The following is a 14,803-nucleotide window of genomic DNA, read 5'->3' as shown; positions in this document are numbered from 1 at the left end:
GGAGTGCACGGACCCGGCGCTCAGCCGGGCGGCGGCGGAACATCGCGCGTGTCCGACGCTCGCGGCGATGCCTCCGAAGCCGTCTCGCCCACCACGGCCGGCCCGAGCGGAGCAGCTCCGTCACCTTGGAGACGTGCCAGGTCGGAGGGGCGTACCTGGATGACCAGCAGCGCAATGAGCGCGCCGACGACGGCGAAGACGGCTGAGGCGACGAACGCGGTCGAAATGCCCGATGCCAGCACCTGATCGCCCCAGGATGCCGGAAGCTGCCCGGTTCTGCGGAACTCCGACTGCTGGGCCGGGGTCGCCTGCGCCAGGAACTGGGGGACCTGGTGGGTGGCCTCGTTGCGGCTGGCCGTACCGAAGACGGTGACCAGGACGGACAGGCCGAGCGACCCGCCCACCTGCTGGGTGGCGTTGAGGATCCCGGAGGCCGCGCCCGTCTCCTTCGGCTCGACGCCCGACACCGCCATCAGCGTCAGTGACACGAACTGCAGACCCATGCCGGTGCCGAAGACCAGAATGGGGCCGAGAATGTTCGCCGCGTACGAGCTGTCGGCATCGACCTGCGTCAGCCAGCCGAGCCCCACCACGGCCAGCAGCGCACCTGTCACCATGAAGGGCTTGGGTCCCCACCTGGGCAGCAGTTGCGAGGCGAACCCCGCGGCGACCGCGACGATGGCGCTCACCGGCAGGAACGCGAGACCGGCACGCAGCGGACTGAAGTTCAGGATGTCCTGGACGAAGAGTGTCAGGAAGAAGAACATCCCGAATATCGCCGCGGCCAGGCTCAGCATCATGCCGTAGACGCCGGCGCGATTGCGGTCACGGAACATCCACAGCGGAGTGATGGGCTGCTTCGACCGGCGCTCGATGGTGATGAACGTGAAGAGGAGCACCACGGCCGCCGTGAAGGCCGCGATGGTCACGCTGTCGCTCCAGCCGTCCTTCGAGGCACGGATGAAGCCGTAGACGAGCAGCACCATGCCGAGCGTGGAGGTGAGCGCGCCGACGACGTCGAAGTGGCCGGGGTGGCGCTCGGACTCGCGGATGTAACGCGGCGTCGCGAGCACGATCAGCAGGCCGATGGGCACGTTCACGAAGAAGACCCAGCGCCAGTCGAGCCACTGCACCAGCACCCCGCCCGCGAGCAGCCCGATCGCGCTGCCGCCCGCCGAGACGGCGGCGAACACACCGAACGCCCTGTTCCGCTCGGGTCCTTCGCGGAAGGTCGTGGTGATCAGCGCGAGGGCGGTGGGGGACGCGATGGCGCCACCGACGCCCTGCAGCGAGCGAGCCGCGAGCAACTGCCAGGATTCCTGGGAGAGTCCGCCGAGCAGCGAGGCGAACACGAAGAGCAGGAGACCGAAGATGAAGACCCTGCGACGGCCGAGAATGTCACCCAGCCGGCCGCCGAGCAGCAGCAGCCCGCCGAAGGTCAGCGTGTAGGCGTTTACCACCCAGGACAGATTCTCGGTCGAGAAGCCGAGGGAGGTCTGGATGTGCGGAAGAGCGATGTTCACGATGGTGATGTCGAGTACCACCATCAGCTGGCACGAGGCGATGACGAGGAGTGCGACAGTGCTGCCGCGGCCCCGCTCCGGGGATGCGGCAGGCTCCGAGGTTGTCGACTGAGAGCCCGTCATGGGATTGCCTGCGGATCGCTTGCGCCTCAGGTCAGAAGTGAACCGAATCGGTCACTCCTTCGAGGCTAAGCCTGGCCGCACGGCCTCGCCAATCGATCACCGGGGCCCCGGCGGAGCGCGTGTCAGGTCAGCTCGAGGAGCTCGTCGAAGCCCGCGCGAATGCCGTCAGCGAGCACCTGGACGTCGGGTACGCCGTCGAAGTCGGCATTGATGCCGAAGGTGATCTGACCGAGGTAGGAGAAGATCCCGACGCTGATCCGCATGGTGCTGGCGATCGGCACGTACGGGTAGATCTCGGCCAGCCGCCTGCCCAGCATGTACAGCGGCACGCGCGGGCCCGGCACGTTGGTGGTGACCGTCTGCAGGAACTGCTGCGGGAACCGCATGGCGGTGCGCGAGCCCAGCGCGAGCAGGGTGGGCGCCGCGAAGTTCGCCATGCCGGTGATGGCGTCCGCGCCGGCCGCCTGGCGGCTGCTCTTGAGGTCGTCCATCTGCTCGCGCACCGCGGCCAGCCGGACCTGCGGATCCGGCTCGCTGACCGGCAGGTTCAGCAGGACGGCGCTCACCCGGTTGTCCAGCTTGTTGCGCTGGTCCCGCGAGCGTACGGAGACCGGCACCATCGTGCGGACCACCATGCCCTCGGCGAGCTCACCCCGGCTCTCCAGCAGATCGCGGAATCCGCGGGTGACAGCGGCGAGGATGACGTCGTTGACCGTTCCGCCGGTCACCTTGCGGATCTGTTTGGTCTCCGTCAGGTCCGCCTTCGCCCAGACCCAGCGGCGGTGCGGACCGAGGGACCCGTTGAGGGAGCCGGCCGCGCGGGTGGTGAGCCGGCGGGCGGTGTTCGGCAGGCTGCCGGCCAGGGCGCGGCCGATGCCCAGCAGTTCGGAACCGCTGCGCAGCCGCCGGGCGAGCGCGGGTACGGCGGCCAGGTGTTCCAGCGGGGTCAGCACCGCGTCGCGCACTCCGTCGGCGACGAGGTCGAGCGTGGACGGGCTCGGTTCCGGCGTCCAGGGCCGCGGCTCGGACAGCGTGCTGTCCTTACGCCAGTCCAGGACCAGCTGCATCATGTCGGTGCCGGCTATGCCGTCGATCATGCAGTGGTGCACCTTGGAGATGAGCGCCCAGCGGCCGCCCTCCAACCCTTCCACCAGCCAGATCTCCCACAGCGGCTTGGTGAGGTCCAGGCGCTGGGCGAAGAGCCGGCCGGCCAGGTTGCGCAGCTGGTCGTCGCCGCCCGGTGCGGGAACCGCGGTGTGGCGCACGTGGTAGAGGATCTGGAAGTGCTCGTCGTCGACCCAGACGGGACGGCCCAGATGCATCGGCAGGCTCTTGACCCGCTGCCGGTACCGGGGCACGTCGGGGAGCTTGGACACCAGCAGTCTGATGACATCGCCGTACGACGGCACCGGCCCCTCGAACACCAGGACCGATCCCACGTGCATCGGCACGTTCTCGTCCTCGATGAAGTAGAAACCCGCATCCAAGGCGCTCATCCGGTCCACGGACGCAACCGTAGAGGGGAGCATCCGGCCCCGTCCAGGGCGCCTGGCATCGGATACCGGCCTTCGAGGAAAGGGATCCGGCCTCCTGACCGGCGAAGGCACGCCATTTCTTGACGGGCCCCTGCCAAGAATGCCGTCCGCGCCGTCATGCTTCGTCCCGGCGCCCACCCGGCGCCCCATCAGCGAGGCGCCACCGCGCCGGCGACAGGAAGGCAGTCAGATGCGACGGAGACTCACCGCCGGGGCCGTTCTCACGGCCGCGGCGCTGCTGGCGTCGGTCATGGGCCTGGGCACCGGGACGGCCGCCGCCGACTCCCCCGCCCCCGGCACCGGCTACGGCGTCCATGACGGCAAGGTCCCGCTGACCACCACGAAGTCGACCTCGGCGTATCTGCTCCAGGACCCGACGCGCGGCAACACCGCGACCGTCGACGGCCGTACCAACGCCTTCCTCACCGACGCGGACAACGTCTGGGGCAACGGGCTGCCCACCAACCTCCAGTCGGCGGGTGTCGACGCCCAGTTCGCCGCCGTCTCCGTGTGGGACTACTTCAAGTACACGTTCAATCGACTCGGTGTCAGGAACGACGGCAAGGGTGTCCGCAGCGTCGTCCACTACGGCAACCACTACGCCAACGTCTTCTGGAGCGACGCCTGCGGCTGTGTCTCCTACGGCGACGGATCGGACAACGTCCACCCGTTGACCACCATCGACATCGGCGCGCACGAGATCACCCACGGCATCACCTCCGCCACCGCCGGGCTCGGCTACAGCGGCGAGTCGGGCGCTCTCAACGAGGGCACCTCCGACATCTTCGCCACCATGGTGGAGTTCTCCGCGAACATCCCGGCCGACGTGCCCGACTACCTCATCGGCGAGAAGGCCGACCTCAACGGGAACGGCACCCCGCTGCGCTACATGGACCGGCCCTCCAGGGACGGCGTCTCGCCCGACTACTGGTCGACGTCGGTCCCGAACCTCGACCCACACCTGGCCTCGGGGATCGCCAACCACTTCTTCGTCCTGCTCGCGGAGGGCAGCGGCCCCCGCGTCATCAACGGGATCGCCTACAACAGCCCGACCGTCAACGGCTCGGTGCTGACCGGGATCGGGCAGAGCAGTGCGGCGGCGATCTGGTACCGGGCGCTGACCGTGTATCTGACGTCCACCGCCAACTACCACTCGGCGCGGACCGCGACGCTCAGCGCGGCGCGTGATCTGTACGGGGCGACCAGTACCCAGTACGCGGCGGTCGCCGCCGCGTGGACCGGCGTCAACGTGACCGGTCGCGCGTGACACCGCGACAGCACGGCGGCACGACGCGGACCGGTCACGTCGGTGGGGTCAGGACCGGCTGACGGTCCACACGAAGCCGGCCGTGTCGGTCGCTCCGGTGGGGCCGGTCGCGGTGACGGAGACCGTGCTGGTGCCCGGGGTTGTCGCGGTACCGGAGATCATTCCGTCCGGGCTGATCGACAGCCCCGCGGGCAGCCCGGTCGCGGTGAACACCGGGCCGGACCCGGTGGAGCCGGTGGTGCGGGCCCCGATCCGCAACGCCGCCGCGACGCCGGCCCGGCTGCTCATGCCGTGCGGGTTGACCACGGTGACGCTGCCGGTACTGGTGACCGTGCTGGTCACGGTCCTGGCCGAAAGCGGCGTGCCGACCGTCAGGGTTCCGGTCAGCGGCAGGTTGCGGGACGAGTCGCCGACCAGGATCCGGTACTCGCCCGCTGTGGTCGTCCAGCCGGCCGAGGTGTCCGACCAGTGCGCCAGATCGTGTGCGGTGACGGTGAACCGCACCCGGCGGCTCTTCCCCGGCTGCAGTTCGACCCGCTGGAACCCCTTGAGCTGCCGGACCGGTTCACCTGTCGCGGCGGGAGCGCCGACGTAGAGCTGGGCGATCTCCGCCCCGGCGCGGCTGCCGGTGTTGGTGACGGTCGCGGAGACGGTGGTGTTGCCGCTCGCGTCCGGTGTGCCGACCTGGAGACCGGAGAAGGCGAACGTCGTGTACGACAGGCCGAATCCGAACGGGAAGAGCGGGGCGACATCGCCGGCGTCGTACCACCGGTAGCCGACCTTCAGACCCTCGGAGTACCGCACCGTGCCGTCGATGCCCGGCCACTGGGCGGCGGTGTGCGCGGGCACGTCGGCCAGGCTCGCCGGGAAGGTGACGGGCAGCTTGCCCGACGGGTTGGCGTCGCCGAACAGCAGCCGGGCGACGGCGTTGCCGACCTCCTGCCCGGCGTACCACTCCTCCAGTACGGCCTGCACCTGGCCCAGCCACGGCATGGTGACCGCGGACCCGGTGTCGAGGACCACGACAGTTCTCGGGTTGGCGGCGGCGACCTCCGCCACCAGCTGGTTCTGCTGGGCCGACAGACCGATCCCGGCCAGGTCGGTGCCCTCCTTCTCCCCGTACCCGACGCAGACGACCGCCACGTCGGAGGCACGGGCCAGCGCGACCGCGGCCGCGATGTCCGTACCGTCGGCGTACTGGACGGTGGTGCCGGTGCCCGCGATCCGGTTCTGGATGCCGGCAAGCGGCGAGACGGTGCCGGAGCTGGTGACGACGGCGCTGCCGCCGCCCACGCTGCGCACCCCGGCGCCGGCGTCGGGACCGAGCAGCGCGATCGAGTGCGTGGTCGCCGTCGACAGGGGCAGCACGCCGGTGTTCTTCAGCAGGACGCTGCCCTGCTCGGCGATCTGACGGGCGGTCGCCTGGTGGGCGGCGGAGGTCACCACGGCCGCCGTCGACCCGGTGTGCTTCCGGTCGAAGAGGCCGAAGGCGAACATCTGGGTGAGCACCCGGCTCACCATGGTGTCCAGGGTGGCCTGGGTGACCTGGCCGTTGGCGAGCGCCTGGGCGAGGTAGTTGGAGTAGAAGTACCCGCCGGGCATCTCCATCGTCATGCCGCTGTTCGCGGACTCCACGGTGGAGTGCGCGGCGCCCCAGTCGCTGGTGACGAAGCCGCCGAAGTCCGCTTGCTGGTAGAGCGCGGTGTTCAGCAGGTACGGGTGCTGGCAGTCGTAGGCGCCGTTGACGGTGCTGTAGCCGCACATCACCGAGGCCGCCGCGCCCCTGCTGACCGCGGTCTGGAACCCGGGCAGGTAGATCTCCTGCAGGGCGCGGGTGTCGACGACCGCGTTGTCCTTCGGCCCGTTGCGGTTGGTCTCCTGGTTGTAGACCGCCACATGCTTGGCCTGCGCCATGACGCCCTGGCTCTGGATGCCCCGGATGTTGGCGACGGCCATCTCCCCGGACAGGTACGGGTCCTCGCTGTAGGTCTCGAAGGCCCGGCCCCAGCGCGGATCGCGCACGATGTTGAGTGTCGGCCCGAGAGCCACGTCGGCGCCCTTGCCCGCGAACTCGTTCCCGGCCACTGCGCCGTACTGGCGCTGCAGAGCGGTGTCCCAGGTGGCTGCGGACGACACGGGCGCGGGCAGCTGGGTCACGCCGGCGAAGCCGTCACCCACCCCGCCGGGGCCGTCGTGGAAGCCCACCGAGGGAATGCACAGCGACGGGATCGCGGCGAGGTTGCCGATGTACGGCGAGGTGTTGCCGGTGCCGTGCACCATCTGGATCCGCTGGGCCTGCGTCATCTGCGCCAGGAGCTGCGTGACGCGGTCGGCCACGGGCGCGCCGGAGCCCACCCAGGGGCAGCTGCCGTCGCCGCCGCCGGGCGGCCCGCCGGTGCCGCCGGGGGTGAGGACGGTGAACTCCCAGAGCGAGTAGCCCCATGCGGTGGCCCGCTGGATGCCGGCCAGCCGCACGTAGCGGCCGGTACCGTGCAGCGCCAGCGTCTCGATACCGCCGGCGCCGGCGGTGGTGGAGTAGACGGTCGTCCAGTTGCTGGCGTCGTCGGAGATCTGGACCTGGTACGCCCTCGCGTACGCGTTCTCCCAGGCCAGTTGGACGCCGCAGACCGGCCGGCTGGAGCCGAGGTCGACCTGCAGCCACTGCGGGTCGGAGGCGGTGCTGGACCAGCGGGTGCCGGCGTTGCCGTCGAACGCCGCCTCGGCCGGGGTGCCGGCCTTCTCGGTGGACGAGGCGGTGGCGGGCCGGTTCAGTGCCGCTGTCGTGATGCCGCAGGGGACGGAGTCGCCGGGTGCGGCCTGTGCGGCCGAACCGGCCATCGCGGGCGTCACACTCGCCGACAGGGCCGCCGCGAGCAGGACGACGAGGGTCCGCGGGCGTCCTCGGCGGGTTCGGGGAGGGTTTCCGCGGCGGGGAGCGCCACGCCGTACGGAGAACCGGGGACTGCCGGACATGGCGTCTCCTCATCGGTGATCACCGAAGCTGTGAGAGGGCGAATCGGTGACGGCCCTTCACTTCTTGGCCTGCAAGGCCTGGACAGTGATGGGAATTGACCGATTTAGCCCATATTGCGACGCCGAGCCTATGTAGCTTGTATGACACATCCCGGTATTAAGGGCCGTCCCGGGTGTGTCGGAATGCCGGATGGCGGATGCCGAATCGCGGATGCCCGGTGGCTCAGTGGCTCAGTCGCTCAGTCGCCGGCCCGCGGCAGCTCCGGGAGATGGGGCTCGCGCAGCCACGCGGTGAACAGCGCCTCCAGCGGACGCGGGGTGTACTGCTGCGCGAGGGCGGTGAACTGCTCGGTGGTGACGGTGCGGTGCCGGTGCTGCGACGTCCAGGTGCGCAGCAGCGCGAAGAAGGCCGTGTCACCCATGACCGTACGCAGCGCGTGCAGCGTGAGCGCGCCGCGCTTGTAGATGCGGTCGTCGAACATCCGCCGTACGCCCGGGTCGGCGACGCGCAGATCCTGCGGCAGCCCGGCGAGCCGGGTGTGCGCCCGGGCGGCCAGGACGGTGGCGGGGGCGCCGCCCGCGGCCTCCGACCAGAGCCATTCGGCGTAGCAGGCGAAGCCCTCGTTCAGCCAGATGTGGCGCCAGTCGGCGAGGGTGAGGCTGTTGCCGAACCACTGGTGGGCCAGCTCGTGGGCGACCAGACGTTCGAAGCCGCGCCGCCCGTCGATGTGGTTGGCGCCGAAGACCGACAGGGCCTGCGCCTCGACCGGCACCTCCAGCTCCTCGTCGACCACGACCACCGCATAGTCGTCGAAGGGGTACGGGCCGAAGAGGTCCTGGAAGACCTCCATCATCAGCGGCTGGCGGCCGAAGTCGTGGGTGAACGCGGCGATCAGCGCGGGCGGGACGGCCGCCGGTTGCGTGACCGGTCCGCCGAGGTGTTCGACGAGTTCGTAGGGGCCGATCTGGACGCTGGCGAGATAGCTGGCCATCGGCGCCCGCTGCTCGTAGACCCAGGTCGTGGTGGAACCGCCGATGGTGCACGACTCCAGGGTGCCGTTGGCGAGCACCGTGCACACCGACGGCGCGGTCACCGCGATGCGGTAGACGGCCTTGTCGGAGGGGTGGTCGTTGCAGGGGAACCAGGAGGGCGCGCCGATCGGTTGGCTGGCCACCAGCGCGCCGTACTCCAGGGGTTCCCAGCCCAGATCGCCCCAGTAGCGGCTGCGGACCGGCCGGGGGGTGCCGACGTAGCGCACCTCGACGGTGAAGGCCGTCCCCGCGGGCAGTTCACGGGCCGGGCGGACCCGCAGCTTCCCGGCGCGGTGGGTGTAGCGGGCGGGCCGCTTGCCGTCGACCAGGACCCGGTCGATACGGAACGCTCCGAGGTCGAGGCTGAACTCGGAGAGGGCGTGATCGGTGACCGCGGAGATCCGTGCCCGGCCGGACAGCCGGTCGGCGCTGGGCCGGAAGTCCAGGTCCAGGTCGTAGCGCAGCGTGCGGTAGCCGCCGTTGCCGTGCTCGGGCAGGTACGAGTCGGTGGAGACGGCCGTCCCGGGCCTGGCGGGGGCGGCCGCACGGCCGCCCCCCTGTGCCTTGTTCACTGACCGCGGGTCCCCTCTGCGTGCCGGTCGGTGTGCCAGGCGGCGATCGGATTGCCGAGCCAGCGGGTGCCCTCGGGCACCGACTCGCCCCGCATGACGAGCGAGGCCGGACCGATGGTGGTGCGCGGCCCGACGGTCGCGCCGGGGAGCACGATGCCATGCGGCCCCAGGGTTGAACCATCCCCCAGCGTCACCGTGTCCATGCGCATGATCCGGTCGTGGAAGAGATGGGTCTGCACCACGCAGCCCCGGTTGACGGTGGCCCCGGCGCCGACCCGCACGAGGTCGGCCTCCGGCAGCCAGTACGTCTCGCACCAGGCGCCGCGTCCGATCCGCGCGCCGAGCGACCGCAGCCACAGGTTCATCAGCGGGGTGCCGGGGACCGAGCCCACCAGCCACGGCACGGCGAGCACCTCGACGAAGGTGTCCGCGAGCTCGTTGCGCCACACGAACGAGCTCCACAGCGGATGCTCGACCGTCCGGAACCTGCCGACCAGTGCCCATTTGGCCGCGGCGGCGACGCCGCACGCCAGCAGACCGGCGGCCGCCATCAGCAGGCCGCCGCACAGGGCCGCGACGGCGAGTCCCGCCGTACTGGCCAGGGCCTCGAACGCGCCCACGACCAGGACCGCGAGGGCGACGGTGCACATGACCGGCACGACCCGGCACAGTTCGACGGCGGCGCGGGCCACCATCAGGGAGCGGGGCGGATCGTAGGTGCGGCTCTGGTCGCCGGCCTCGGTGGCCCGGGGCAGCTTCATCGGCGGCATGCCCAGCCAGGAACTGCCCGCCTTGGCGCCCTTCGGCGTCGAGGACAACACACCGACCAGACCGTTCTTCGGTACCGAGCGGCCGGGCGCGGTCATCCCGGAGTTGCCCAGGAACGCCCGCTTGCCGACCCGGGCGGCGGCGATGCGCATCCACCCGCCGCCCAGCTCGTACGTGGCGACCATCGTGTCGTCGGCGAGGAACGCGCCGTCGCCGACCGTGGTCATCGCGGGCAGCGCCAGGACGGTCGACGCCTCGACGCGTCGCCCGACCTTCATGCCCAGGGCGCGCAGCCACACCGGGGTGAACAGGCTCGCGTACAGCGGGAAGAGCACGACGCGCGCGGTGTTCATCAGCCGCTCGGTCGCCCAGGCCCGCCAGGCGACGGCGCTGTGCACGGCGTGGTACCCCTCGCGCAGTCCGGTGCCCAGCGCCCGGACCAGGACCAGGACGAGCAGCGCGTAGGTGACCAGGGAGACCACGGTGGCCGCCGGTACGGCGATCAGAGCGGCGCCGAGCACGGCACCGGGCGCGGACTCGCCGCGGACGATCAGCAGCAGCGTCAGCAGCCCGGGAAGGGCGGCCAGCGCGGGCAGCAGACCCAGCGCGGTGGAGGTCAGCCCGTAGACCAGCGACCAGCCCCGGGTGCGCGGCGGGCGGCTGCCCGGCCAGCGGTGGGCGGCCTTGCCGGAGCGGGCCGCCGGAACGCCCGACCAGCGCTGACCGGCCGGCACCGCGCCGGTCACGCCGGAGCCCGGCGCGATCTCGGCGCGCTTGCCGACGCGGGCGCCGGGGAACAGGGTGCTGCGCGCGCCGACCGTTGCCCCCGCGCCGATCCGGATCTTGCCGATGTGCAGCAGGTCGCCGTCGAGCCAGTGGCCCGACAGGTCCACTTCCGGCTCGACGGCGCAGCCCTTGCCGAGCCGCAGCATTCCGGTGACGGGCGGCAGCGAGTGCAGATCGGCGTCCGCACCGATCCGCGCGCCGAGCGCGCGGGCGTAGTGGGTGATCCAGGTGCCGGTCAGCCGGTTCGCACCGACACGTTCGGCGAGGCGTTCCGCGGTCCACAGCCGCAGGTGGACGCTGCCACCGCGCGGATAGGTGCCGGGCCGGACACCGCGCAGCAGCAGCCGTGCGCCGCCGGCCGCGACGGCGACCCGGCCGGCGGAGCTGACGCAGAGCAGCCAGCCCAGCGCCACCCACCACCAGGACACGGCGGGCGCCCACGGGAAGTCCCCGTACCGGCCGAGCACGTTGTTCAGTGCCGCGACCCCCACGGCCCAGCGCAGCCCGGCGATCGTCAGCAGCGGGAGCATCAGCGCCAGTTGCGCGGCGGCGGCGCGCCGCGGGGTGGGCCGTACGGTCCGCACGGCGCTCTCGCGGGCGTCCGACGCGTCCAGGACGTGGGCCAGCGCGCCCAGCGCCGGATTCTGGTAGATGTCGCTGACGGAGACGTTCGGGAAGCGCGCGCGGATGAGGGCGACCAGGCGGGCGGCGCCGAGGCTGCTGCCGCCGATGGCGAAGAACTCGGCGTCGGCGGTGCCGACGGAGGTGCCCAGGATCTCCGCCCACTGCTCGGCGAGCCAGGCCTCGGTGCCTTCCAGCGGGCTCTCCTGCCCGGAGGTGTCGACCGAGGGCAGCGGCCACGGCAGCGCGGCCCGGTCGACCTTGCCCGAGGTGCGGGTGGGCAGGGTGTCGACCACCGCGATGAGCGGCACGAGGGAGGCCGGCAACGCCTCGCGCAGCCGGCGCAGCGCGTCGACGGGGTCGAACGCGCCACTGCCGGCGGCCACTTCGGCCTCGTCGCGCGGTTCGTCGAGCGCGGTTGCACCGCTCTGCTCGCCGCCGTCCTTCTCCGCGCTCACCACGTAGCCGACGAGGATCTGGTTGCCGCCCCGGGTGGTGCGGACGGCGGCCGCGGCGCCCGCGACGTTCGGCAGCGCCTGCAGCGCCGCGTCGACCTCGCCGAGTTCGATCCGGCGGCCGCCCAGTTTGATCTGCTCGTCCGCCCTGCCGACGAAGAGCAGCCCTTCGGCGTCGGCGCGGACCAGGTCACCGCTGCGGTAGGCGCGCGACCAGCCCAGCGAGGGCAGCGGTGCGTACTTCTCGGCGTCCTTGTCCGCGTCGAGGTAGCGGGCCAGCCCGACCCCGCCGATGACGAGCTCGCCGACCTCGCCCATGGGCACGATGTCGCCCCGCGCGTCCACGACCGCCAGGTCCCAGCCGTCGAGCGGCAGCCCGATCCTGACCGGGCCCTCGCCGGTGAGCTGGGCGGCGCAGGCGACGACGGTGGCCTCGGTCGGACCGTAGGTGTTCCACACCTCGCGGCCCTCGACGGCCATCCGCTCGGCGAGTTCGGGCGGGCAGGCCTCGCCGCCGAAGATCAGCAGCCGGACGTCGTCGAGCGCTTCCGACGGCCACAGCGCCGCCAGGGTTGGGACCGTCGACACGACGGTGATGCGCTGCTCGACCAGCCACGGGCCCAGGTCGAGCCCGGTACGGACCAGTGACCGCGGCGCGGCGACCAGGCAGGCGCCGTACCGCCAGGCCAGCCACATCTCCTCGCAGGAGGCGTCGAAGGCGACCGACAGCCCGGCCAGCACCCGGTCCCCGGGGCCGATGGGCTCCTCGGTGAGGAAGAGCCCGGCCTCGGCGTCCACGAACGCGGCGGCGCTGCGGTGGGTGACGGCAACGCCCTTGGGTTTGCCCGTCGAGCCCGAGGTGAAGATGATCCAGGCGTCGTCGTCGGGTGCTGGCCGCCGGCCCACGACGCCGTGCGGGGTACCGCAGGGGCGGATCTCGCGGTGCGCGCCGACGACGGCGCTCACTCCCGCTTCGGAGAAGACCAACTCGGCGCGTTCGTCGGGGTCTTCGGTGTCCACCGGCACGTAGGCGGCGCCTGCCGCAAGCACCGCGAGGATCGAGATGTACAGGTCGTTGGTGCCGGACGGCACCCGGATGCCGACCCGGTCGCCGGCGCCGATGCCCGCCGCCGCGAGCCGCAGCCGCATCGCCTCGGTCTCCGCGACCAGCGCGCGGTAGTTCAGCGCCGTGGAACCGTCGTCGACGGCTGGGCCGTTCGGGTGTCTGCGGGCGGTCTCCGCCAGGATGTCGAGCAGGGTCCGCTCGGGAGCGGGACCCTTCCCGGAGAAGACCGCGCGCGGCGGCGCGAGGAGCTGCGCCGGGTCGATCAGTGGGTCGAGCGTCAGCTCGGGTGCCTCGGCCAGCGTCATGCAGCGCTCCCGTTCCCGGCCGGTGTGAGGGACGGCGGCGCACAGCGCGCGTCGATCCGATCAGTGCCGGCCAGGAACGGACGCATGTCTTACCCTCCGAGGTACGTGGACTGCTTGCCGGGGGCCGCGGGCGGGCTCCGGGGACGGACTGTCCCGGCCCACCCGAACGGCCGGGCGTGCGCCGGATCCGGGCTTTCCGCCGGGGCCGCGGGCGCTCTGGGCTCCGCGACATCCGCGCCACAGCAGTGGGGCTGAAGGGCACGTTACCGGCGCAAGATGAACACAGCCTGTCGGGTTTGACCCGAGTGGCCGGTATCACAACAGCCGGGACACACCTCGGTGCAGGCGTTCACCGCCGGCTCAGAAGGCGAAAACCGACCCGGTACCACCCGCTTTGATACAGGAGTTCGCGTAGGTGTGGGTGTACGAGACCCGCTGCCCCTGCCACACTCCGTCCGCGGTGACCACCACCGGATCCCAGATCTTGGGGCAGATCCGGTTGGGGTCGGAAGCTAACAGCGCGTCGAAGTTCCCACCCGCGAGGGCGAGTTCCGTGCACGCGGCCTGCGGGGCCGGGTGGTCGCCGCCCGCGGTGGGGCGACAGCGCAGCAGTACGGCCCGCTGAATCGTGGCGGTCGCTGCATCCTCCCCCTTGCCGATGGTCAGCACCATCGACGAGGGCGCATACAAACTCTGCGGCTGGGCGGATTCGGCTCGGGCGGTCCCACTGGTGCCCGCCACGCAGCTGAGAGCCAGGGCGGCCCCCACTCCGATCGCACCTAGGGTGTATCGCATTCCGAACACTCCTTCTCCGTTGGTTGCGGATAACGGACAGGAGTATTACGGAGGCGTTTCGCGGGTGCACTTCGAACGATCACTTCCGGTCGCGGTGTGTGATCGGACGATGGCTCATTGTTCGATACGGGCAGCTCAGCCGTGGCTCCGGAGCCATCGGGAAGACCGTCCAGCATGCGGACACTCGCGCGTGGCGCGGAAGTTGACACGTCCGTGAGCTGGGAGAACGTCGCGCCCTGAACTTTCCCGGCCCACCATGCTCGACCTGAAACCACCGTTTTCGACGTTCGAAAGAGGTGCCCGCCTACGCCAGGAGGCGCAGGACGGGACGGGTCAGGTGGCCGAGCCCGCGGCGGCGCCGGTCTTCAGGTCCGGACCCCAGCGGTCGAGCGACTCCTGGAGATCCAGCGCCCGCAGCTTCGGCTCGTCCCCGGCCGGCCAGTCCTCACGCGGCACCCGCCACATGATCTCGAACTCGTTGCCGTCGGGGTCCTTGGCGTACAGGGACTTCGACACCCCGTGGTTGGTCGCGCCGACCAGCGAGCCGCGTTCGGTCAGCTTGGCGGCGGTCTCGGCGAGCTCGCCGAGCGTGCCGACCTCCCAGGCCAGGTGGTACAGGCCGACCCGGCCCTGCTCGGGGCCCGGGGCGTCGGCGCCGATCGCGAAGAGGCCGAGGTCATGGTCGTTGAGGGTGTCCTGGGCGCTGAGGAAGGCGGCCCGCCCGGGGATCTCCACATCGATCTTGAAGCCGAAGACATCGGTGTAGAACTCGACGGCGCGCGCGACATCGCGGATGTAGAGCACTGCGTGGTTGAGACGGCGTACAGGCATGGTGGCGCTCCCGGTCGGACATCGGTCGGCCCCGTGGTCGGCGGGACTCCTTCGACCGTACGCCCGCCAAGTTGAAACTTCAAGCAATCTGCCTTGAAAGTTCAAGTACCGCACTCCGGAGCCTACCTCTCGCGCCGCGCACGCCGCCCTC

General features: G+C 71.3%; 8 protein-coding genes. 1 reads left to right on the top strand and 7 read right to left on the bottom strand.

Translation table 11 applies throughout. From position 1 onward, the window contains the following. Nucleotides 1-20 precede the first annotated feature (20 nt). Both AC07DC_RS37700 and AC07DC_RS37695 read right to left on the bottom strand, forming a co-directional pair. On the bottom strand, nt 21-1,646 hold the full coding sequence (locus tag AC07DC_RS37700; RefSeq protein WP_478919233.1) for an MFS transporter: 1,626 nt from the start codon (nt 1,644-1,646) through the stop codon (nt 21-23). A gap of 122 nt (nt 1,647-1,768) precedes the next feature. Then, nucleotides 1,769-3,142: a WS/DGAT/MGAT family O-acyltransferase gene (locus AC07DC_RS37695; protein WP_478919293.1), complete on the bottom strand. Its 1,374-nt coding sequence runs from the start codon at nt 3,140-3,142 to the stop codon at nt 1,769-1,771. 229 nt (nt 3,143-3,371) lie between these two features. On the opposite strand from AC07DC_RS37695, the gene AC07DC_RS37690 reads away from it, so the two are divergent. Beyond that, entirely contained in the window at nt 3,372-4,448 is a 1,077-nt protein-coding gene (locus AC07DC_RS37690) for a M4 family metallopeptidase (RefSeq protein WP_478919232.1), read from the top strand. A 48-nt stretch (nt 4,449-4,496) separates the two neighbouring features. Here AC07DC_RS37690 and AC07DC_RS37685 read toward each other — a convergent pair whose 3' ends face one another. From AC07DC_RS37685 to AC07DC_RS37665, 5 genes are all read right to left on the bottom strand, one after another. Further along, on the bottom strand, nt 4,497-7,421 hold the full coding sequence (locus AC07DC_RS37685) for a glycoside hydrolase family 3 C-terminal domain-containing protein (protein ID WP_478919231.1): 2,925 nt from the start codon (nt 7,419-7,421) through the stop codon (nt 4,497-4,499). 239 nt (nt 7,422-7,660) lie between these two features. Next, nucleotides 7,661-9,025 (bottom strand): M1 family metallopeptidase, encoded by a 1,365-nt coding sequence (locus AC07DC_RS37680; RefSeq protein WP_478919230.1) that lies wholly within the window; start codon nt 9,023-9,025, stop codon nt 7,661-7,663. Beyond that, on the bottom strand, nt 9,022-13,026 hold the full coding sequence (locus AC07DC_RS37675) for a Pls/PosA family non-ribosomal peptide synthetase (protein ID WP_478919229.1): 4,005 nt from the start codon (nt 13,024-13,026) through the stop codon (nt 9,022-9,024). The genes AC07DC_RS37680 and AC07DC_RS37675 overlap by 4 nt, the downstream gene beginning before the upstream one ends. Nucleotides 13,027-13,386: 360 nt before the next feature. Further along, nucleotides 13,387-13,821, bottom strand: a complete 435-nt coding sequence (locus AC07DC_RS37670) for a subtilase-type protease inhibitor (RefSeq protein ID WP_478919228.1) — start codon at nt 13,819-13,821, stop codon at nt 13,387-13,389. 333 nt (nt 13,822-14,154) lie between these two features. Beyond that, nucleotides 14,155-14,652 carry a VOC family protein gene (locus tag AC07DC_RS37665; RefSeq protein ID WP_478919227.1) on the bottom strand — a complete coding sequence of 166 codons (498 nt, stop codon included), beginning with the start codon at nt 14,650-14,652 and terminating at the stop codon, nt 14,155-14,157. Nucleotides 14,653-14,803: the final 151 nt, after the last annotated feature.

This window comes from Streptomyces sp. NPDC045021 (assembly GCF_056432645.1).
This window is presented reverse-complemented; position numbering and strand designations above follow the sequence as displayed.